Origin of the sequence: Bradyrhizobium sp. BEA-2-5 (assembly GCF_032918025.1) — a bacterium.
Classification (GTDB): domain Bacteria; phylum Pseudomonadota; class Alphaproteobacteria; order Rhizobiales; family Xanthobacteraceae; genus Bradyrhizobium; species Bradyrhizobium pachyrhizi.
In genome coordinates, this window is sequence record NZ_CP136629.1 from 7,304,901 (window position 1) to 7,324,549 (window position 19,649).

Genomic DNA, 19,649 nt, shown 5'->3' on the forward strand with positions numbered 1-19,649 from the left:
GTTTTGCGATTCTATCGGAACGGGAAAGGCTCCAGGCTCACGCATAGCGCGCCGCGCCCATGCAGAGCGCGGTGACCGCGAGCAGCCCGGCAGCGATGCGCTGGGCAACCGCCAGCCGCGAGCGTGCGGCTGAGGTATCGTCCGCGCTGCTGCGCAGCTGCCGGACCGCGCCGCCGCCGACGATGATCTGCACGGCAATCGCGGCCAGCGCCGCGATCGCGCCACCGGCCAGAATCTGCTCCGACAACCCGAACGAGCCTTCATGGACCAGGCGCCAGAGCGTGGCGCCGGTCACGATCGCGACCGTCGCGGCGCCGATTTGCGGAAACAACAGCTTTTCACCGCCGAGGCCGCCGGTGCGCGCCAGGGTGAAGCTCGAGCCGGCCCAAAACACCGATGACAGGACGTGAAGGGACAACGCTATGATGAGGGCGGTCTGCATGATGTCGCTCCGGATGGGCATTGGAAAATTCGATATACATAATGTATAGTCAATCTGACGAAAGCAAGGCAAACCGATGCCGCCGCGCAGCTATGTGAGCCCGGCGCGCAGCGCCGCCGCCGCCGAAACCCGCGAGCGCGTGATCGAGGCCGCCTCGCGCACATTGCGCGACGAGAGCATCGCGCGCTTCTCGCTGGATACGGTGGCGAAGGCGGCCGGCGTGACCCGGCTGACCGTCTACAACCAGTTCGGCTCGCGGCGCGGGCTGCTCGAGGCGGTGTTCGACGAGATCGCGCGCCATGGCGGGCTGCACCAGCTCGCCGACGCCATGACGATGGCCGATCCGCGCGCCGCGCTCGACCGGATGGTCGAGATCTTCTGCGGATTCTGGAGCCGGGATTCCGCGGTCGGCCGGCTGCACGACGCGATGGCGACCGATCCCGAATTCGCCGAGGCCGTGCGCGAGCGCAACGAGCGCCGCCGCCGCGGCGTCACCGGATTGATCGACCGCATCGCGGGCAAGAGCGCATCACAGCAGGCGCGCAGCGACGCGGTCGACCTGATCTTCGCGCTGACAAGCTATCCGACCTTCGCATCGCTGAGCGCGGGGCGGTCGAAGGATGAGGTCTGCCGGCTGGTGCAAGCAGCCTGCCACGCAGCACTTGCGCCGCTTTTGGGCCCGTCATCCCGAGGCACTGGCGAAGCGAGCCTCGAAGGATGAATCGGCCCCGGTCGGGCCGTCGACCCTTCGAGACGCGCGCTCCTCAGAGAATGTGAATACATGGCGGAGGAGCGGCGCCAAACATTCAATGTCGTCCCTGCGAAAGCCGGGACGACCCATAACCACCGAAGGCCATTGTTGCGCAGGACTGGGGCCACAGCCTTCCTCAACAATTAAACCCTGTGGTTATGGGTCCCTGCTTTCGCACGGACGACGTCGGACATGTTGTCCCGTCTTCAATCCCGTCATCCTTCGAGGCTCGCTCCGCTCGCACCTCAGGGTGACGGTGATAGATCTGAGCATGCCGCCAGGCACGGCGCGCGCTACTCCCTCACCTCACCTTGAACTTGCTGTAGGCTTCGCTGGTGGCGATGATGACGTGCTCGGCGCAGCCGTTGACGCGATGCGGGTCGCAGAGGTCTTCGTAATCGGCCGAGGTCATCATGTCGATGAAGGCGGCGACGCTCGGGTAGTAGACCAGCGCGAGATAGTCCCAGCGCTGGCCGGACGGCTCGCCCAGCGCGACAGTCTCGGCGCTGCCGGTCCACAGCAGCGTGCCGCCACGCGCCTTGATCATCGGGACGGTGAGCGCGCTGTAGCGCAAATAGGCATCCCAGCCCGAGCCGTCGCCGTCGAGCGATCGCGCGCGAAACCGCATCAGATTGACCATCACGACCGGCGCCTCGCGGTCCAGCTCGTTCAAGCCTTTGACGTTCAAGAGATCGACACCCATCACCCGCTCCCGCCCCAAGGCACATCGGTCAAGGCACATCGGTTTGGCCGCAACGATTATGTCACATCGCGGGACTAGCCTGAAATACCGCCGGGCCGTAAACTCAGGCCAGCTCTCGGAGGTCAAGGCCGTGATGACCCTTCCAGAACTAGCGGCCGACGCGCTCGGCAAATTCCTCGGCGAGTACATGCAGCGCCGGTTCGGCTCTTCGCAGACCCAGCTGGTCGAAATGGTGCCCTCGATCGCCCGGATCGCGCTCGAATGCATCGGCAACAGCGACGCGCTCTACCACAACATCGAGCATACCATGCTCGTGACTCTGGCCGGCCACGACATCCTGCGCGGCCGTGCGCTGCACTCGCACATGAGCGCCGAGGATTATGCCCATGTCATCATCGCCTGCCTCACCCATGACATCGGCTATGTGCGCGGGTTGTTCGAGGCCGACGGCCAGGACGGCTATCTGGTCGAGGCCGACGGCCGCAAGATCATCCTGCCGCGCGGCTCGTCGGATGCGGCGCTGATGTCCTACCACGTCGACCGCTCCAAGATCTTCGTAATGGAGCGGCTCAAGGGCGTCACCCTGCTCGACAAGGAGCGCATTGTGCGTGCCATCGAAGGCACCCGCTTTCCGCTGAGCGACCCTGATGACGATGAGGATTTCGGCGAAGAGGCCACCCTGCTGCGGGCCGCCGATCTGATCGGCCAACTCGGCGATCCCCACTACATCCGCAAGGCCAACGCGCTGTACATCGAATTCGAGGAGGCCGGACTGAACCGCCAGCTCGGCTACGATTCGCCGGCCGATCTCGTCGACCGCTATCCGCGGTTCTACTGGGACAGTGTCGCCCCGCATGTGCAGAAGGCGATCCGCTACCTCAACATCACCTCCAGCGGCCGGCAATGGATCGCCAACCTCTACAGCAACGTGTTCCGCGCCGAACGCGACATCTCGCTGTCCGGTCCGCAGACATAGGCGGTGACGGCTCAGGCCACACGCAAGAAACTACCCCCCGTCATCCCCGCGCAAAGGCTTCGCCTTTGCGCGGGGATGACGGGGATAATTCTTGCGCCTGGGAAGGATGACATCTCGGACGGTGTGTCTGCTGCCACAGATTCGGTCGGCCACGCATGGCTCCAATCCGCACTTTCGTCTTGTCGACGTGCCGGATTCGGGCACAACATCCATCAAATAATGACCGACCTTCGCGCCTTGCCCGCACCTGCCACAACCCCACGCCGCTCGCCGCTCAGCTGGCTCAACAACCAGCCTTATCTGCTGCTCAGCCTGACCTCGCTGTTCTGGGCCGGCAACATCGTGCTCGCACGCCATGTCGGCGCACATGTGCCGCCGCTGACGGTGACCACGATCCGCTGGTACGGTGTGTTCCTGATCCTGTTGCCGTTCGCCTGGCCGCATCTGAAGCGCGACTGGCCCGCCCTGCGCAGGAGCCTGCCGCTGATGCTGTTCCTGTCGCTGGTCGGCTTTGCCTTCAACAACGCGATCTCGTACTGGGCGATGCAATACACCGAGGCGCTGAACGCGCTCTTGATCCAGTCAGCGGGTCCCCTGTTCGTGGCGCTGTGGTCGCTGGTGCTGTTCGGCGTGCGGCTGACGAGCGCGCAGCTCGGCGGCATCGCGATCTCGCTTCTCGGCGTGCTGATCATCATCCTTCGCGGCGACTTCTCCGCGCTCGCCAGCATCAGCTTCAACCGCGGCGACATCATGTTCGGCGCTTCGCTGGTGTCGTTCGGGCTCTATTCGGCGCTGATCCCGAGGCGGCCGAAAATCCATCAGCTCTCGCTGATCTCGTTCACCACCTGCTGCGGTGCGCTGATGCTGCTGCCGGCGGCGGCCTGGGAATTCTTAAACGGCGTGACGCTGAAGCTCGACGTCCTGACCTTTGCGACGCTGGGCTACATCCTGATCTTTCCCTCCACGCTCGCCTATCTCTTCTTCAACCGCGGCGTGGCGCTGATCGGCCCGAACCGCGCCGCGCCGTTCTTCCATCTGGTGCCGGTGTTCGGCTCGGCGATGGCGATCCTGCTGCTGGGCGAAAAGTTGCAAGCGTTCCACCTGATCGGCTACGTGCTGGTGCTCGCCGGCGTCGTGATCGCCTCGCGGCAAGGATCCGCCAAGACATCGGCGAAGCCCTAGCTGGCGCCGAGGAGACGGTTAGAGCGTTTTCGAGCGAAGTGGGCACCGGTTCGCGTGAAGGAAACGCGTCAAAACAAGAATCCAGAGCTTCGGTTCTGATTCGATCAGAACCGAAAATGCTCAAGTGTGCTGAATGCGAAGTTCGCGCGATTTCGCGGCAGCCATTTTCACGAACTTCGCATTCATAAAGCACACTAGAATCATAAGTTTTGCTAGTGTCCTTATCGAATCCGAAGTTCGCTCCGACAAATGATGCGAACTTCGGATTCGGGACACTAGCCTACCTTGCGCAAGCCGGCGGATTTGCGTGGCGAATGCGACTTTGCCGCCAGCGTTTCCGTGATGAAGTCGATAAACCGCCTCACCTTGGCCGGCACGTGGTTACGCGAGGCGTAATAGACATAGAGCGGAAAACGCTCGTCAGGCCAGTCCGGAAACAGCTCGATCAACGCGCCGCTCCTCAGGTGATCGTCGAGGCCGAGATCGATCATCTGCGCGATGCCGAAGCCGGCCAGGCAAGCGCCGAGCTTGGTTCCTGAATCGGTTACAGTGAGCCGCCCGTTGACCGCGACCGGCACGACCTCGCCGCCGCGCCGAAACTCCCAATCGAAGGGACGCCCGGTCGACGCGTCGATTGCATGGATGCACTGATGGTCGCGGCTTGCCAGCTCCCGCGGATCAAGCGGCCGGCCGTGTCGTTCGAGATAGATCGGCGAGGCCACGGTGAGCACACGCGTATCGAGCACGCGGCGCGCAATCAGCGCCGATGGCGTCGGCTCGCCGAAACGCACCGCCAGATCAAAACCGTCGCTGACCAGATCCGCGATCCGGTCGCGGGTCTCGATACGCAGCTCCATGCCTGGATTCTGCAGCAGGAACTCGCTCAGCTTCGGTGACAGCACCATGCGGGAGAACAGCGGGTCGACATTGACCCGCAGCCTGCCGCGAACCGCATCGCGCGATTTCGAGGTCTCCGCCGCCGCCTCGCCGATCCCCGCCAGATGCGCGGCAACCCGCTCGTATAGCGCGCGTCCTTCCTCGGTGAGCTCGACGGCGCGGCTCGTGCGGTGAACCAGCCTGGCATCGAGGCGCGCCTCGAGCTTCGCGATCGCCTTGCTGACCCCGGATTGCGTCATGCCGAGCCGTTCGGCGGCCCGGCCAAAACTGCGCGCATCCGCCAGCGCCGCGAGGACCACCAGGCCGCCAACCAGTCGACCGTCAACTTCGTCCATGCCGATGCCTTTCAGTCATCCAAGAGATGACCGCCCAGTCGTAGCACTCCGCCACCATATCGGCCACTGTCGGTTCACATCGCCGGTTCGATCCGGTGCGGCCACCGCCACATCATCCACTACGGAGATTTTGCAATGAGCGACATCGAGGCCATCGCATCCGCGATCGATGGATATTTCAACCTGATGTACGACGTCGACGATAGCCGGTTCCGCGAGGTCTTCTCCGATGCCTGCATCGTGCACGGCATCCGGGATGGCAAGCACACGGTGCGATCGGCCGCGGAATTCCGCGACTTCATCCGCAGCCGTCCCTCGCCGGCGTCGATGAAATCACCGCGAGAGGAGGCCATCATCAGCATCGACCAGACCGCGTCCGACCTGGCCATCGCCAAGGTGCGCGTCAGGGCCGGCCAAACCGGCTTCATCGACCATCTGGTGTTTCATCGGATCGACGGCCGGTGGCTCATCACCACCAAGGCGTTTCACGTCGCGCAGGTCTTCCCGGCGAGATCGTAGCGTCCCTTACGACCAATTTTCGGAATATTAGAAATATGCCATTGATTTGCCCGACGTGTCAAGCTGTCTGGTCGGGCGCCCGTCGCCCCGGCTCCTTTGCATGGGGTTGTTTTCGATATTTTTGGCAGCGCGCCCCTGCGACGGCCCGGGAGTGGCCATGCGGCGAAAGGCTGCTCCCGGCACGACTTCCGCGGCCATGGCGGCCGGGCTAGCTTCGGCCGCAATGGGCCTGTTCAGGGCCTGCGCGGGGGGACGACGACATGATCATGGGATTGAGACGATACTGCTGCGTGGCGGCCGCAGCCGCCGCCGCGCTTGCGGCGATATCCGGGGCGGCACTTGCCCAGAACTATCCGAGCCGCAACATCACGCTGGTGCTGCCGTTCGCGGCCGGCAGCGGCACCGACACCACGACGCGGCTGATCTCGCAGCATCTGTCGCAGGCGCTCGGCGTCGGCATCGTGATCGAGAACAAGGCCGGCGCCAACGGCATGCTCGCGGCGACCTATGTCGCCCGCTCCGCCCCCGACGGCTACACGCTGCTGGTGACGACCAACACCACGCATTCGGCCAATCCCTATCTGCTCAAGAGCCTCACCTACGATCCGGTCAAGGATTTCACCCCGATCGCGCGCACCGGCGACCTGCCGTTCATGCTGGTCATCAATCCGGACATCCCGGCGAACACGGTCGCCGAGCTGATCGCGCTCGCCAAGAAGGATCCGGGCAAGTACAGCTACGCCAGCGGCTCGTCGTCGGCGAGCGTCTCCGGCGCGACCTTCGCGCGCCTCGCCGGCATCGACCTGCTGCATGTGCCCTACAAGAGCTCACCGCCGGCACTGACCGACGTCATCGCCGGCCGCATCTCGATGATGTTCATCGACGTGCCGACCGGGCTGCCGCACGTCAACGCCAAGGTGCTGAAGCCGCTCGCGGTCACCACCAAGCGGAAGTCGGCGCTGCTTCCGGACCTGCCGACGATGGACGACACCGTGAAGGGCTTCGATATCACCTCCTGGCAGGGCTATCTCGGCCCCTCCAACATGCCGAAGGACGTCGTCGTCAGGCTGAATGCGGAGATCCGCAAGATCATCGAGCGGCCGGATATCAAGAGCCAGCTCGCCGAGCGCGGCATGGAGGCATTCTCCGGTACGCCCGAGGAGTTCGAGGCGTTCCTCAAGGAGCAGCTCGTGCTGTGGGAGAAGCTGATCGCCGACGCCGGGATCGAGAAGCAGTAGGCGGCCGACCTTTCGCTGCGTCTCAAAACACGAATGCCCGGGCGAAGCCCGGGCATCACGCTGGAGTCGATCGATCGCGCAGGCGTTAAGCCGCGCGCACCTTCTGCAGGAACTCGTCGACCGCGTTGCGCAGCATGCCCGATTGCGTGTCGAGTTCGCGGGCATTCGACAGCACGTCGCCGGCCGCGGTGCCGGTGGCGGCGGCCGCTGACGTGACGCCGCCGATATGGGCGGAGATCTCGCTCGAGCCGGCCGCGACCTGCTGGATGTTGCGCGCGATCTCGCGCGTCGCATCGCCCTGCTGGTCGATCGCGGTCGAGATCGAGGCCGTGATCTCGCTCATCTGCGCGATGGTCGCGGTGATGCCGCCGATCGAGGTCACCGCCTCGCCGGTGGAAGTCTGCATCGCCGCGACCTGCGCGGAGATCTCCTCGGTCGCCTTCGCGGTCTGGTTGGCGAGCGCCTTGACTTCGGAGGCGACGACCGCGAAGCCGCGGCCGGATTCACCTGCACGCGCCGCCTCGATGGTGGCGTTGAGCGCGAGCAGGTTGGTCTGCGCGGCGATCGAATGGATCAGCTTGACGACTTCGCCGATCTTCTCGGCGCCGGTCGAGAGCACCTGCACGGTGGCGTTGGTGCGCTCGGCGTCGGCCACCGCCTGGCTCGCGACCTCGCTGGAGCGCGCCACCTGACGGGAGATCTCGGCAACCGAGCTGGAGAGCTCCTCGGCGGCGGCGGCGACGGTGCCGACATTGTTGGAGGCGCTGTCGGACGCAGCACCGACGGTCGCGGCCCGCGCGCTGGCGTCGCTTGCGGTCGCGGTCATCGACTGCGCCGTGGTCTGCATGCCGGCGGCGGCGGAGGCCACCGTGCGGACGATGCCGTTGACGCTGCGTTCGAAGTCGTTGGCGATCTCTTCCATCGCGCTGCGACGTTCCGCCGCGGCGCGCTCCTTGGCATCGGCCTCGGTCTTCTCGAGGGCGCGGATGCGAACCGCGTTGTCCTTGAAGATCTGCACGGTCGAGGCCATCGCGCCGACCTCGTCGCCGCGGCCGACGCCCGGAATGTCGCCCTCGAGCTTGCCGTCGGCGAGATCCTTCATGCGGGCGCCGAGCAGCGCCAGCGGGCGGCTGATGCCGCGACCGATCAGCCAGGCGACGCCGCCGGCAACGATGACGATGCCGAGCATTGCAATGCCGAGCATCCAGTAGACCGGCCCCATCTTGGCATCGATGTCGTCGAGATAGGCGCCGGTGCCGAGATACATGTCGAGACCAGGCACCGCGACCGCGTAACCGATCTTGCGGATCGGCTTCTCCTGACCGGGCTTCATATATTCATAATGCAGCAGGATCGACCCGTTGGCCTTGACGCCGTCCATCAGCTCCTGCGAGAGCTTGCGACCATTGGTCACGACGTCCATGCGATTGGTTCCGACCTGTTTCGGATCGGGCGCCAGAACCGTGATGCCGCTGTAGTCGGTGCCGAACAGGTAGCCGGCGCCGTTGTCGTAGGTCATCGTGTTGGCCCGCTTGCCGAACTCGGCCAGTGCCGCTTCCTTGGTCAGCTTGCCGGCATCGACATCCTTCTTCAGGCCCGCCGCCATGTTCTTCGCCATCTCGACGATGGCCTTGGCCTGGTCGATGCGCGCATTCATCATCTCACGCTGCATCAGGTGACCGGCGAGGATGCCGGCCGTGCACAGGCCAAGGAGGGTCACCCCCACCAGAATGCCGAGCTTGGGGGTGATCTTCAGATTTGACAGCTTCACGGGGGTCTCCAGAAGAGGCGGGAACGCGACGCGATTGGCGGATTGATTCCGCGCACCGTAATGTGAGACCCTTTACCTGATGGTTACGGAGGTTCCCCGTAGAAGCCCGGAGAATCAGGCCGTGGACCAACCGGCAATTGTGGAGAGAACAGCGCGGCTCGCGTACAAGCATGGGAGGGCGGTGATGCAAGCCGCGCCCCAAGAAGCAAGAAGAATCAAGATCAAGAAGCAAACCAGCAAGAAGCAAGAACAGCAGACTCACATCGGGAGCGGAAAATGCCGAAATACAGGGTGGTGACGCCGAAGGGTGCGAGCTTCACCGTCGCGGGCAGCGATTACTCCTATGAGCGCGAGGCGCTCGATCCGATCGATGCCGAGATCGTCGAGGCGCCCGCCGACGAGGCCGGGTTCATCGCCGCCGCGAAGAATGCCGACGCCATCTACGCCAAGGGCATCCCGATCACCAAGCCGATCATCGACGCGCTCGAGAGCTGCAAGGTCATCACGCTCGGCTCGGTCGGCGTCGACAGTGTCGACGTCAAGGCCGCCACCGCGCGCGGCATTCCCGTCACCAACATCCCCGACACCTTCATCGAGGAGGTCGCCGACCACGCCATGATGCTGCTGCTCGCGGGCTTCCGTCGCCTGGTCGAGCAGGACCGGATGGTGCGCAGCGGCCGCTGGGCCGAGGGCCGGCCGGCGCTGCTCAAGATCCCGAGGCTGATGGGCCAGACGCTCGGCTTCATCTCGTTCGGCCGCGTAGCGCGTGCTGTTGCGAAGCGCGCGGCGCCGTTCGGCCTGCGCATGATGGCCTATGATCCGTTCATCCAGGAAACCCTGATGTACGACCACGGCGTGATCCCGGCGACGCTGAACGAGGTGTTGTCGCAATCCGACTTTGTGTCGATGCACGCCCCGGCCCGCCCCGAGGTGCATCACATGCTGACCGAGAAGCATTTTCGGCAGATGAAGAAGGGCTCGATCTTCATCAACACGGGTCGCGGCGCCACCGTGGACGAGGAGAGCCTGATCAAGGCATTGCAGGAGGGCTGGATCGCGCACGCCGCCCTCGACGTTCTGGAGAAGGAACCGCCCTCGCACAACAATCCGCTGCTCGGCATGGAGAACGTGACCCTGACCGCCCATGTGGCGTCGGCCTCGGCACGGTTTGACGAGGCGCGCAAGCGCCGCGTGGGCTACGAATTGTCACTGGTGCTTCAGGGCATGTGGCCGGTAAGCTGCGTCAATCCGTCGGTGCTGCAGAACACCGCGCTCCGCCGCTGGCAGCCCGTCAGCATGGACCGGGGACCGAACAGCTAGGACGGGAATGCGCTTTTTCGTGCGGGGCCCGTCTCTTGCGGGCCCTTTGCGCGGCTGGCGACGAGACCAAGACACCTTCACCGGCGGCCAAACGCCGTGAAGGAAAAACAACAACGAAACAAAAAGAATGGGAGTGCGAACGACATGAAGTACGAGATCACGCGTCGCGACGCGCTGGTGCTGGGGGCTTCCGCGGCGGCGCTGGCGGTCACCGGCGCTTCGGCGCAGGAGGCATCGAAGGTGAAGGCAGCCGACGTCGCGGCGCCGTCGCTGCCGATCGAGAAGGGCGCATCCTTGCGCATGCTGCGCCCGGTGCGCTTCGTCCAGGCCGACGAGGACGTGTTCCGCGCCAACGCGGCAAAGTTCACCAAGGAGACCGGGGTCGAGGTCAAGGTCGACTTCGTCGGCTGGGAAGACATCAACCAGCAGACCGCGGTGACCGCCAATTCCGGCGCCGGTCCCGACATCATCATCGGCTTCTCGGATGCGCCGCACATCTACATCGACAAGCTGATCGAGCTGACAGACGTCGCCGACTATCTCGGCAAGCGGTATGGCGGCTGGCTGCCGCTGGCGCGCCGGTACGGCATGCGCTCGAAGTCGAAGAGCTGGGTCGGCCTGCCGTTCGGCGCCTCGGGCGGCCCGCTGGTCTACCGCAAGTCGCTGGTCAACGCCGCCGGCTTCGACAAGGTGCCGGAGGACCACGCCGGCTTCCTCGAACTCTGCAGGAAGCTGAAGGCGGCCGGCAAGCCCGCGGGCTTCGCACTCGGCAACGCGGTCGGCGACGGCAACGGCTTTGCGAGCTGGGCGCTGTGGTCGCACAACGGATCCCTGCTCGACGAAGAGGGCAACGTCGTCATCAACAGCAAGGAGACCATCGCCGCGCTGAACTGGGTGAAGCAGCTGTACCCGACCTTCATCGCCGGTACGACGTCGTGGAACGACGTCAGCAACAACCGCGCCTATTCCTCGCAGGAGATTTCCCTGACCGCCAACGGCGTCTCGCTGTACTTCTCGCTGAAGAACGATCCGGCGACCAAGGCGATCGCCGAGGACAGCGAGCATCAATTCCTGATCAAGGGACTGGCCCCGACCTCGCCGATGGCAGGCCTGACGCTGAACGCGATGGTGTTCAAGCACAGCCAGTACCCCAACGCCGCCAAGGCCTTCCTGCAATACATGCTGGAAAAGGACCAGTACGAGCCGTGGCTCAACGCCAACTCCGGCTACTGGTCCCAGCCGCTGGCCGCCTTTGCCGAGGCCACCGTGTGGTCGAGCGACCCCAAGGTCGCGATCTTCAAGGACACGATGCGGAGCCCCTACTACAACGGCTACAAGGGCCCGATCTCAACGGCGACGGGTGCCGTCAGCGCCGACTACGTGCTGATTCAGATGTTCGCGTCCGTCGCGACCGGAGCGGCCACGCCGGAGGCCGCGGCCGCCGAAGCCGAGCAGCGCTGCAAGCGGTACTTCCGGCGGCAGGGCCGGTAAGATCGACCTAAAGCTGCTGTCATTCCGGGGCGATGCGTAGCATCGAACCCGGAATCTCGAGATTCCGGGTCTGGTGCTAACGCACCATCCCGGAATGACGCTGGAAGTCGGACCGAGACAAGAACCTGATGTCTGTCACCACCCTCCCTTCACGAGGACACGCGCTGCACCAGCCGGGCTGGCTGGTGCGGCTGTTCGACTACAAGCCGTTCCTGATCGTGATGTGCCTCGCGCCCGCGATCGGGCTGCTCTCGGTGTTCCTGACCTATCCGCTCGGGCTCGGCATCTGGCTCGCTTTCACCGACACCACGATCGGCCGGCGTGGCATCTATGTCGGCCTGGAGAACTTCCAGTACCTGCTCACCGACTCCCTGTGGTGGAACGCGGTGTTCTACTCGATCTTCTACACAGCCGTCGCGACCTTCGGGAAGTTCGCCCTCGGCTTCTGGCTCGCGCTGCTACTCAACAACCACTTTCCGTTCAAGAGCGTGCTGCGTGCGATCATCCTGCTGCCCTGGATCGTGCCGACCGTGCTCTCGGCGCTGGCGTTCTGGTGGATCTACGATCCCCAATTCTCGATCATCTCCTACCTGCTGGTCGACGTGCTGCATTGGCGCGACAGCAATGTCGACTTCCTCGGCTCGCCCTGGCCGGCGCGCTTCTCGCTGATCGCCGCCAATATCTGGCGCGGCATTCCCTTCGTCGCGATCTCGCTGCTGGCGGGCCTGCAGACCATCTCGCCCTCGCTCTATGAGGCCGCGATGCTCGACGGCGCCAGCGCCTGGCAGCGCTTCCGCTACATCACCTTCCCGATGATGATGCCGATCCTCGCCATCGTCATGACCTTCTCGATCATCTTCACCTTCACCGACTTCCAGCTCGTCTACGCCATCACACGCGGCGGCCCCGGCAACTCGACTCACCTGCTCGCGACGCTGGCCTTCCAGCGCGGCATCGCCGGCGGAGAGCTCGGCGAAGGTGCGGCGATCGCGGTGTCGATGATCCCGTTCCTGGTGTTCGCGACGCTGTTCTCCTATTTCGGTTTGGCCCGCCGCAAATGGCAGCAGGGAGAAAGCAATGACTGATGTTGCAGCCCAATCCTCCAACGTCGCCAGCGCCACCCCCGATACGATGGCGTGGGACTCCCGCGCCCGGCGCGTGGTGATGATCTATCTGCCGCTCGGCTGCTTCGTGCTCATCCTACTGTTCCCGTTCTACTGGATGGCGATCACCTCGTTCAAGCCGAACGCGGAGCTGATGAATTACAAGGAGCACAATCCGTTCTGGATCTCCTCGCCGACGCTCGCGCATATCAAGCATCTATTGTTCAATACCGCCTATCCGCGCTGGCTATGGACGACGATGCTGGTGGCGATCGGGTCGACCACGCTGTCGCTGATCGCGAGCACGCTGGCCGCCTATGCCATCGAACGGCTGCGCTTCCGCGGCAGCCCCTATGTCGGCCTCGGCATCTATCTCGCCTATCTGGTGCCGCCGTCGATCCTGTTCATTCCGCTTGCCACCGTCGTGGTGCAGTTCGGCCTGTTCGACTCGCCGCTTGCCCTGATCCTGGTTTATCCGACCTTCCTGGTGCCGTTCTGCACCTGGCTCCTGATCGGCTATTTCAAGTCGATCCCCTACGAGCTCGAGGAATGCGCGCTGGTGGACGGTGCGACACGGCTCCAGATCCTGCGCCGGATCACGCTGCCGCTCGCGGTGCCCGGCCTGATCTCGGCCGGCATCTTCTCCTTCACGCTGTCCTGGAACGAGTTCATCTACGCGCTCGCCTTCATCCAGAGCGGCGCCAACAAGACCGTGCCGGTCGCGATCCTGACCGAGCTCGTCACCGGCGACGTCTACCAGTGGGGCGCGCTGATGGCGGGATCGCTGCTCGGCTCGCTGCCGGTCGCGATCTTCTACTCGCTGTTCGTGGATTACTACGTCTCGTCGCTGACCGGCGCGGTGAAGGAATAGTTGGGCACAGGCGATCCCTGTCATGCGAGCCACCCGGTCGGCGCAAAGCGCCGCCGGGTGACAGGCTCCGCGAAGCAATCCATCGCACCGCATATGCGGAACTATGGATTGCTTCGTCGCTTCGCTCCTCGCAATGACGAACGTGGCTAAGACTACCGCGGCACAAACGCGACCGGCACGGAAAAGCCCATCGAGCCCTGCGTGATCTCGGACGGAAACGCCGGAAACGGCTGGGCCTGGCGCACCATCGCCAACGCGCGCGCGTCGAAGGTCGGATTGCCAGAGGAGCCGCCGAGATGGCTCGACAGCACCTGCCCGCCGCGGCCGAGCGTGAACACCAGGCGGACCACCCCGCGCTGGCCGTTGCCGCCGGCCGGATAGGAGTGGAAGCGCAGCAGATGCGCGCGGACGCGGGCGTTATAGGCCGCGATCGCTGACGCGGCTGCGCCGGCGCTGATCGCGGACGCAGCCGGCGCCTGCCGTTCGGCACGGCTCGGCGCGCTGGTGCGCGGTGCCGGCGTTGCCTCGGACGGCTTCCTTGCTTCGCGACGAACCACCTTCGGCTTGACCGGTTCGGGCTTCCTCTCCGGAACGACTTTCGCGGGCTCGGGTTGCGGCGACGTGATCTGCGGCTTCTGTTCCGGCGGTGCGACGACGTCGGGCTTCTCCTGCATCGGCGTCGGCGCGATCTCCTGCGGCACGGGTTGCGCGGCGGCAGGCTCCGGCGGCGACGCGTCGGCCTCCTGCATCGCCGGCCCCGGCGGCAGTTCGGTCTCCGAAAGCTCCGGCGCCGAGGTGATCGGCGTCAGGTCGACCAGCACTGCCGGCACCGCGACGCCCGGCGGCGGCGCCGGGACCCAGCTCATGGCAACCGCGAGCACTGCCGCATGCGCCGCCAGGATCGCTGCCGCCGACAGGCCCCAACGCCTCAGCCGGATCTCGCCGCCCGCATCATGAAGCGCGTACGCATTCATACATCAGCTGCGTCCGTCGAGGCCGACCAGCGCGACCTTGAGATAGCCGGCATTGCGCAAGGTGTTCATCACCTCCATCAGGTCGCCATAGGAAACGGCCTTGTCGGCGCGCAGATAAATGCGCTCGTCCTTCCTGCCTTGCGTGGCGCCATCGAGCGTCGACGTCAGCGTCTCGCGCGCGATCACGTCCTCGCCCACCGCGATCGAAAGATCCGGCTTGACGGTGACGAAGACCGGCTTGTCGGGCCGCGGCGCCGGTTCGGCCGCGGTGGCCGGCAGATCGACGCCGATGTCGACGGTGGCAAGCGGCGCCGCGACCATGAAGATGATCAGCAGCACCAGGATGACGTCGATGAACGGCGTGACGTTGATGTCATGCGCCTCGACCAGATCGTCGTCGCCGCGACGCCGGCCGCCGAACGCGCCGCCAGTGCCAAGCTTCGCGCCCATCGCCTACTCCGCAGCGCGCGCCAGCCGGAACAGGCTGCGATCGCCCTCGCGGCTGACCAGCAGCATCACCATGACGGAGGCGTCGCCGAGCAGCGCGCGGTAAGACGCGATCGAACGGGTCAGATGATTGTAGATCACGACCGCCGGAATGGCGGCAACGAGACCGAGCGCGGTCGCGAGCAGCGCTTCCGCGATGCCGGGCGCGACCACTGCAAGGCTGGTAGTGTGACTCTCAGAGATGCCGATGAAGGAATTCATGATGCCCCAGACGGTGCCGAACAGGCCGACGAACGGCGCGGTGGCGCCGATGGTCGCGAGCACGCCGGTACCGCGCGCGATCTGCCGTGACATCGCCGCCTCGACCCGCTCCAGCCGTAGCGCGATGCGCTCCTTGAAGCCGTCGTCGAACGTGCCGCCGGACAGCGCAGCCTCGCGCGAGGCCGATTGCACGATCTGCGCCACCGCGTCGTTGCTGTCGCGGCTCGCCTGCTCGACCTCGGCAAGCTGGGTGTCACGCTCAAGGAGGCCGATCCCCTGCCGGGCGAGCGCGGTCTTGCGGCGGATCTCGATGGTCTTGGCGAGCCACACCGTCCACGTCACCAGCGAGGCGAAGGCGAGCCCGATCATCACCGCCTTCACGATGATGTCGGCGCTGACGAACATGCCCCAGGGCGACAGATTGCGCGGCAACAGGGCGGCGTCGGCTGCGGCAAGGCTCGTGCCCGGCAGCATGCCGAGCCCGGCCGACGCCGCCATCCAGATGCTTCGCCCAAGCCAGCGCTGCCACATTGTCGCCTCCCGTCCTTCGTTGCTTTCAGCCCGCCTGCGGCGCGAGGCGGTCCGCCAGCGCATGAAAGCGCACCAGCTGATCGCCGCGCAGCGCGCGCGTCTCGTCGCGGCCGACAAACACCTTGAACATGATGCCGCCATCGGCGTTGACGAAGGCGACGAAGGCGGACGTCTTGCCCATGAAGGGACGCTCGACGAAGGCAACGGCCGCGCACCGCTCGTGGCGGAGATGGCCGTGCAATCCCTTCGGCTGCATCAGGTTGAAATACCCGCGGCCGACTTCGCCGTTCGGAATGGCGCCGGTGAACTCGAAGATCGCGTCATCGGTGTGCACGATCAGCGTCACCTCGCCCCACTCCGCGATGTCCTGCATCGCGGCGGCAAACTCGCCGGGGCCGATCCGCACCATGCTCTCGGGCAGCGCCTCGATCACCGCGCGCGGGGTGACCTTGCGCTCGCGCGCAACGTCCTCGATCACCGCGCCGGGATTGTCGGCCATATACGCCTTGAGCCCCACAAGCTCCGCATCAGGCACGACCGCCTCCATCACGCCGCCGCGCTCTTCGCCCGCTCGGTGATCAGCACCTCGAAGCCCTCGAATTTCGGGTGCCCGAGATAGAGGCTGCCGCCGGTCTCGTTGCCGGCGCGGGAATGGGCGCGGCGGAACGCATCGGATTTGGTCCAGTCCTCGAACGCCGCCTTGCTGGCCCACACCGTGTGGGTCGCGTAGAGCGTGTGATCCTCGGCCTCGGGGCCCTTCACCAGGTGAAACTCGATGAATCCAGGCAGATCGCCGAGATAGGATTCGCGCGTCTTCCAGACCGTCTCGAACGCCTGCTCCTTGCCCTTGATCACCTGGAACCGGTTCATTGCGATGAACATGAAAACTCTCTCCTGTATGACGGCGGATGCCCGATCCTGCCGGTTGATCTCGTTAATAACATGAACGCGCCAAGGAATACGCCAAAGGCCGCGCCGGGGGCACCAGCGCAGCCGGAGCAACCTGGATGGAATGATCGGCGTCTCGCGTTACGCTCCACCTAGGTGAATCCTGAGCCCGGCCTTGTAGACGGTACCCGGACCGGGGCTCGAGAACAGCACGTCGTTCTGCGACGTGCCGTCGGTCGAGCTGCCCGGAATGGCGTAAGGCCGGTAGTACTGGTTCAAGAGATTGTCGACCGACGCCGTGAAGGTGATGTCCTTGGTGGCGTTCCAGGTCAGATAGAGGTTGACGAGCTCGTAGCCGGTCGAGGGCAGATAGCCCGCCGGCAGGTCGTTGTTGGCGCCGAACGAGGACCATTGCGCGGCAATGATCAACGAACGGTCGAGCAACCGCACGCCGCCGGTCGTCGTCACCTTGCGCGGCGTGATGGTGGCGAGCCCGACATTGGTCTGGGTGTTCCGGCCGCGCATCAGATGGCCGGCGACGCCGATGAACCAGCTGCCGGCATCGTACATCGTCTCCGCCTCGAAGCCCTCGATGCGGGCATTGGCGATGTTCTGGTACTGATAGTACTGGCTGAAGCGCCCGAACGGCGTCAGCGTCGGCGCCGAGGCGACGAGATCGATATAACCGTCGACGTCGTTGCGGAACACGTTGATCTTGCCGCGGAACGAGTCGCTCGCGGTGAGGATGCCGTCATATTTCAGGTTGATGCCGACTTCCTTGTTCTTGCCGACCTCCGGCCGCAGCGCCGCATTGGGCAGGAAGCAGAACAGGCCTGAGGTGCCGTCGGGGCAGTTGAACAGCGCCGGCCCGCCGCCAGTGGCGTGGCCGCCCGAGATCACGGTCTCGGTGATCGACGGCGCGCGATAGCCCTCGGCGTAGCTGACATAGGGCTGGAAGCCCGGAACCGGCGTGACGCCGAGCGTGATCTTCGGCGAGAAACGGTCGCCGCTGGTCGTGGTGCTGATCGAGTTGAGCTCGTAGTGGTCGTAGCGGACCGCGCTGATCAGCTCGAGCCAGGTCGAGTAGTTCTGCTTCAGCTGAAGGAAACCGCCCGACACGGTGCGAATGCCGCTCGGCGTCGTGATGTTGGAATTGCCACGCGAGTCGAAGGTCTCGACATCGTCGCGGAAGGCGTCGAAGCCGTAGGTCACGGCGTTGCGCCAGTCGCCGAAATTGAAGCGCGAGGTGTTGTTGACGTCGATCCCTACGGTGTCCAGCAAATAACCACGCTTGTCGCCGACGCAGCCGGAGATGTTGTTGCCGGGATTGGCGAGCGTGCAGACGCCGCCGCCGGTGGTGATGCGGTTGTTGTAGGTCTTGACCTGGTTGTTGTCGGTCCGATTGCCGTAGACCGAGATGTTCCAGTCGAACAGCATGTCGTCCGGCTTGGAATATCTCCAGCTCAAGGTGCCCGTGTAGTTCTTGGCGTCGGATGCGTAGACCGAGGAGCCCGCGATCGCGGCGAGCGGCGCCGCCGTCGTGGTCGGGCCGCGGTTCGGCTGACCGATATTGTACTGGTAGTCCTGGAAGATACCGCCGATCTTGAACTCGTGGCCTTCGGCCGGCCGGAACGTCACCTTCATCAGGCCGGCCGCGATATGGTTGCCGGTGTTGCCGATCTCGGTGCCGTTGCCGTCCTTGTAATTGCCTTGCGTGCGGTAGACCGCGCCGCCGAAGATATCGACGTCGGGCGTGGCGCGCACGCCCCCGAACACCGAGCCCAGGCCGCGATTGTTGTTGGACCCGTAGGAGCCCGTGAGATCGACGCCCCAGCGCTCGCCGGGTCGCAGCACGTCGTTGATGTCCTTGGTGCGGAACGAGACCAGGCCGCCGATCGCGCCGGAGCCGTAGATGTTGGCGGTCGGGCCGCGCACGACGTCGACGCCGCCGATCAACTCGGGATCGAGGAAGAAGGAGCCGTTGGCATTGTGCCCGGTACGCTGATAGTTCTGCCGCGCTCCGTCGACGACCACGGCGACGCGCCCGAAATCCTGCAAGCCGCGAATATTGATGACGGTCGCGGGATCGTCGCCGCGCTCCTGAAACGACACGCCGGGAATGGCGTAGAAGATGTCCGACAGCCGGTTGGGCTGAAGCCCCTGGATCTTGTCCAGGGTGACGGCGCTGACCGGCGCCAGCGCATCGATCGCGCGCTCCTCGGTCTTGGACGCCACCGCCGTGATGGTGTCGAGCGATTGCACCGGCACCGCACCGATCTGCGCCCGCGCATTCATCGCCGGCGCCACCGCCTGAGGTTCGGCCACCGGCTTCGGCTTCCGCTTGGCCTGCTTCGGCCGTTCGCTGGAAGGACGCGCAGCCGACGGATCGGCGGTCTGCGCGAACCCGCGCTCCGGCAGTGCTGCCGCAAATGAAACCACCGACGCGCCCAAAATCAGGGCGCGCGAATACCTAGCCCCGTCAGCCATATCAGCCCCAGCCTGATCATCGCTTTTCTGGTTTGGCTGGCGTGCGCTCTCTGACGAGCGGCTTGCTGGCTACGTCGCGATGCAAGCCACCGGCTTGCATCGCGTGAGGATTGGTTACGAGCCGGCAACAAAACGGTCAAGAATGCGGCGGCGCTGTTTATATCGATTGTAAAGTGCAGCCGTTGGAATGCGCCTTCGCCCGCTTATACAAGCAAAACACCATTTGAAAATTTTTCGCAGGCGCAACACCACAATATGTCCGCAGCTTCCGGAGACAATATCGGCGCAGCCGGAAAGCAGACCGAGCCTGCATCCGGTGCAGCCAAAACACTGATCATGCGCGGTAATCGTCTCGACAGCCGCGACCTGTTCGCTGCGGAGCGCGAGATCATCATCATGCATGGCGAGGAGCACTACCGCTTGCGGCTGACCTCGCAGAACAAGCTGATTCTCACCAAGTGA

20 protein-coding genes are annotated in these 19,649 nt (G+C 64.9%); 10 read left to right on the plus strand and 10 right to left on the minus strand.

Annotation, left to right across the window (positions count from 1 at the left end; translation table 11 throughout):
* Window positions 1–37: 37 nt before the first annotated feature.
* Window positions 38–442 (minus strand): hypothetical protein, encoded by a 405-nt coding sequence (locus tag RX327_RS34100; RefSeq protein ID WP_050387605.1) that lies wholly within the window; start codon window positions 440–442, stop codon window positions 38–40.
* A gap of 76 nt (window positions 443–518) precedes the next feature.
* Between RX327_RS34100 and RX327_RS34105 the strand changes: the two genes are divergently transcribed.
* The gene (locus RX327_RS34105) at window positions 519–1,163 is read left to right on the plus strand and encodes a TetR/AcrR family transcriptional regulator (RefSeq protein WP_050387558.1); all 645 of its coding nucleotides are present in this window, start codon (window positions 519–521) and stop codon (window positions 1,161–1,163) included.
* Window positions 1,164–1,494: 331 nt separating this feature from the next.
* On the opposite strand, the gene RX327_RS34110 is transcribed toward RX327_RS34105, so the two are convergent.
* A complete protein-coding gene (locus tag RX327_RS34110; protein WP_317248505.1) occupies window positions 1,495–1,896 on the minus strand; it encodes a DUF1330 domain-containing protein in 402 nt (133 codons plus the stop codon).
* Window positions 1,897–2,026: 130 nt separating this feature from the next.
* On the opposite strand from RX327_RS34110, the gene RX327_RS34115 reads away from it, so the two are divergent.
* Window positions 2,027–2,872 carry a metal-dependent phosphohydrolase gene (locus RX327_RS34115; RefSeq protein WP_317248506.1) on the plus strand — a complete coding sequence of 282 codons (846 nt, stop codon included), beginning with the start codon at window positions 2,027–2,029 and terminating at the stop codon, window positions 2,870–2,872.
* Window positions 2,873–3,091: 219 nt separating this feature from the next.
* Entirely contained in the window at window positions 3,092–4,054 is a 963-nt protein-coding gene (locus tag RX327_RS34120; protein ID WP_317248507.1) for a DMT family transporter, read from the plus strand.
* A 275-nt stretch (window positions 4,055–4,329) separates the two neighbouring features.
* Here the strand turns inward: RX327_RS34120 and RX327_RS34125 are convergent, their stop codons facing one another.
* Window positions 4,330–5,286, minus strand: coding sequence for a LysR family transcriptional regulator (locus tag RX327_RS34125; protein ID WP_317248508.1), 957 nt, complete (start codon window positions 5,284–5,286; stop codon window positions 4,330–4,332).
* 135 nt (window positions 5,287–5,421) lie between these two features.
* Between RX327_RS34125 and RX327_RS34130 the strand changes: the two genes are divergently transcribed.
* Together RX327_RS34130 and RX327_RS34135 are read left to right on the plus strand one after the other, a co-directional pair.
* Window positions 5,422–5,805 (plus strand): nuclear transport factor 2 family protein, encoded by a 384-nt coding sequence (locus RX327_RS34130; RefSeq protein WP_050382739.1) that lies wholly within the window; start codon window positions 5,422–5,424, stop codon window positions 5,803–5,805.
* A gap of 260 nt (window positions 5,806–6,065) precedes the next feature.
* Window positions 6,066–7,043 carry a tripartite tricarboxylate transporter substrate binding protein gene (locus RX327_RS34135; RefSeq protein WP_317248509.1) on the plus strand — a complete coding sequence of 326 codons (978 nt, stop codon included), beginning with the start codon at window positions 6,066–6,068 and terminating at the stop codon, window positions 7,041–7,043.
* Between the two features lie 85 nt (window positions 7,044–7,128).
* Here RX327_RS34135 and RX327_RS34140 read toward each other — a convergent pair whose 3' ends face one another.
* Complete coding sequence (locus RX327_RS34140; RefSeq protein WP_317248510.1) at window positions 7,129–8,814, minus strand: methyl-accepting chemotaxis protein; 1,686 nt, start codon at window positions 8,812–8,814, stop codon at window positions 7,129–7,131.
* Between the two features lie 276 nt (window positions 8,815–9,090).
* Between RX327_RS34140 and RX327_RS34145 the strand changes: the two genes are divergently transcribed.
* The 4 genes from RX327_RS34145 to RX327_RS34160 all read left to right on the plus strand — a co-directional run bounded on the left by RX327_RS34145 (window position 9,091) and on the right by RX327_RS34160 (window position 13,599).
* Window positions 9,091–10,134: a C-terminal binding protein gene (locus RX327_RS34145; RefSeq protein WP_317248511.1), complete on the plus strand. Its 1,044-nt coding sequence runs from the start codon at window positions 9,091–9,093 to the stop codon at window positions 10,132–10,134.
* Between the two features lie 144 nt (window positions 10,135–10,278).
* Window positions 10,279–11,625 carry an ABC transporter substrate-binding protein gene (locus RX327_RS34150; protein WP_317248512.1) on the plus strand — a complete coding sequence of 449 codons (1,347 nt, stop codon included), beginning with the start codon at window positions 10,279–10,281 and terminating at the stop codon, window positions 11,623–11,625.
* Between the two features lie 128 nt (window positions 11,626–11,753).
* Entirely contained in the window at window positions 11,754–12,710 is a 957-nt protein-coding gene (locus tag RX327_RS34155; RefSeq protein ID WP_317248513.1) for a sugar ABC transporter permease, read from the plus strand.
* A 46-nt stretch (window positions 12,711–12,756) separates the two neighbouring features.
* The gene (locus RX327_RS34160; RefSeq protein WP_410712220.1) at window positions 12,757–13,599 is read left to right on the plus strand and encodes a carbohydrate ABC transporter permease; all 843 of its coding nucleotides are present in this window, start codon (window positions 12,757–12,759) and stop codon (window positions 13,597–13,599) included.
* 152 nt (window positions 13,600–13,751) lie between these two features.
* Here RX327_RS34160 and RX327_RS34165 read toward each other — a convergent pair whose 3' ends face one another.
* The 6 genes from RX327_RS34165 to RX327_RS34190 form a co-directional block, all read right to left on the minus strand.
* Entirely contained in the window at window positions 13,752–14,573 is an 822-nt protein-coding gene (locus tag RX327_RS34165; protein WP_050382748.1) for an energy transducer TonB, read from the minus strand.
* 3 nt (window positions 14,574–14,576) lie between these two features.
* Window positions 14,577–15,023, minus strand: a complete 447-nt coding sequence (gene exbD, locus RX327_RS34170; protein WP_317248515.1) for a TonB system transport protein ExbD — start codon at window positions 15,021–15,023, stop codon at window positions 14,577–14,579.
* A gap of 3 nt (window positions 15,024–15,026) precedes the next feature.
* The gene (gene exbB, locus RX327_RS34175; protein WP_317251390.1) at window positions 15,027–15,779 is read right to left on the minus strand and encodes a tonB-system energizer ExbB; all 753 of its coding nucleotides are present in this window, start codon (window positions 15,777–15,779) and stop codon (window positions 15,027–15,029) included.
* 58 nt (window positions 15,780–15,837) lie between these two features.
* Complete coding sequence (hutX, locus tag RX327_RS34180; RefSeq protein ID WP_317251391.1) at window positions 15,838–16,359, minus strand: heme utilization cystosolic carrier protein HutX; 522 nt, start codon at window positions 16,357–16,359, stop codon at window positions 15,838–15,840.
* A complete protein-coding gene (locus RX327_RS34185; RefSeq protein ID WP_050382754.1) occupies window positions 16,359–16,694 on the minus strand; it encodes an antibiotic biosynthesis monooxygenase family protein in 336 nt (111 codons plus the stop codon). Before RX327_RS34185 ends, hutX begins: the two co-directional genes overlap by 1 nt.
* 147 nt (window positions 16,695–16,841) lie before the next feature.
* The gene (locus RX327_RS34190; RefSeq protein WP_317248516.1) at window positions 16,842–19,187 is read right to left on the minus strand and encodes a TonB-dependent hemoglobin/transferrin/lactoferrin family receptor; all 2,346 of its coding nucleotides are present in this window, start codon (window positions 19,185–19,187) and stop codon (window positions 16,842–16,844) included.
* Between the two features lie 255 nt (window positions 19,188–19,442).
* On the opposite strand from RX327_RS34190, the gene hemP reads away from it, so the two are divergent.
* The gene (gene hemP, locus RX327_RS34195; protein WP_016840569.1) at window positions 19,443–19,649 is read left to right on the plus strand and encodes a hemin uptake protein HemP; all 207 of its coding nucleotides are present in this window, start codon (window positions 19,443–19,445) and stop codon (window positions 19,647–19,649) included.

Bases quoted from the DNA above. Each gene is read 5' to 3' on its own strand.
- exbB (WP_317251390.1), bottom strand. From the start codon at position 15,779: ATGGCGGCGTCGGCCGGGCTCGGCATGCTGCCGGGCACGAGCCTTGCC.
- exbD (WP_317248515.1), bottom strand. From the start codon at position 15,023: ATGGGCGCGAAGCTTGGCACTGGCGGCGCGTTCGGCGGCCGGCGTCGC.
- RX327_RS34105 (WP_050387558.1), top strand. From the start codon at position 519: ATGCCGCCGCGCAGCTATGTGAGCCCGGCGCGCAGCGCCGCCGCCGCC.
- RX327_RS34160 (WP_410712220.1), top strand. From the start codon at position 12,757: ATGGCGTGGGACTCCCGCGCCCGGCGCGTGGTGATGATCTATCTGCCG.
- RX327_RS34185 (WP_050382754.1), bottom strand. From the start codon at position 16,694: ATGTTCATCGCAATGAACCGGTTCCAGGTGATCAAGGGCAAGGAGCAG.
- RX327_RS34125 (WP_317248508.1), bottom strand. From the start codon at position 5,286: ATGGACGAAGTTGACGGTCGACTGGTTGGCGGCCTGGTGGTCCTCGCG.
- RX327_RS34130 (WP_050382739.1), top strand. From the start codon at position 5,422: ATGAGCGACATCGAGGCCATCGCATCCGCGATCGATGGATATTTCAAC.
- hutX (WP_317251391.1), bottom strand. From the start codon at position 16,359: ATGGAGGCGGTCGTGCCTGATGCGGAGCTTGTGGGGCTCAAGGCGTAT.
- RX327_RS34120 (WP_317248507.1), top strand. From the start codon at position 3,092: ATGACCGACCTTCGCGCCTTGCCCGCACCTGCCACAACCCCACGCCGC.
- RX327_RS34165 (WP_050382748.1), bottom strand. From the start codon at position 14,573: ATGAATGCGTACGCGCTTCATGATGCGGGCGGCGAGATCCGGCTGAGG.
- RX327_RS34145 (WP_317248511.1), top strand. From the start codon at position 9,091: ATGCCGAAATACAGGGTGGTGACGCCGAAGGGTGCGAGCTTCACCGTC.
- RX327_RS34135 (WP_317248509.1), top strand. From the start codon at position 6,066: ATGATCATGGGATTGAGACGATACTGCTGCGTGGCGGCCGCAGCCGCC.
- RX327_RS34155 (WP_317248513.1), top strand. From the start codon at position 11,754: ATGTCTGTCACCACCCTCCCTTCACGAGGACACGCGCTGCACCAGCCG.
- RX327_RS34150 (WP_317248512.1), top strand. From the start codon at position 10,279: ATGAAGTACGAGATCACGCGTCGCGACGCGCTGGTGCTGGGGGCTTCC.
- RX327_RS34100 (WP_050387605.1), bottom strand. From the start codon at position 442: ATGCAGACCGCCCTCATCATAGCGTTGTCCCTTCACGTCCTGTCATCG.
- hemP (WP_016840569.1), top strand. From the start codon at position 19,443: ATGTCCGCAGCTTCCGGAGACAATATCGGCGCAGCCGGAAAGCAGACC.
- RX327_RS34190 (WP_317248516.1), bottom strand. From the start codon at position 19,187: ATGGCTGACGGGGCTAGGTATTCGCGCGCCCTGATTTTGGGCGCGTCG.
- RX327_RS34110 (WP_317248505.1), bottom strand. From the start codon at position 1,896: ATGGGTGTCGATCTCTTGAACGTCAAAGGCTTGAACGAGCTGGACCGC.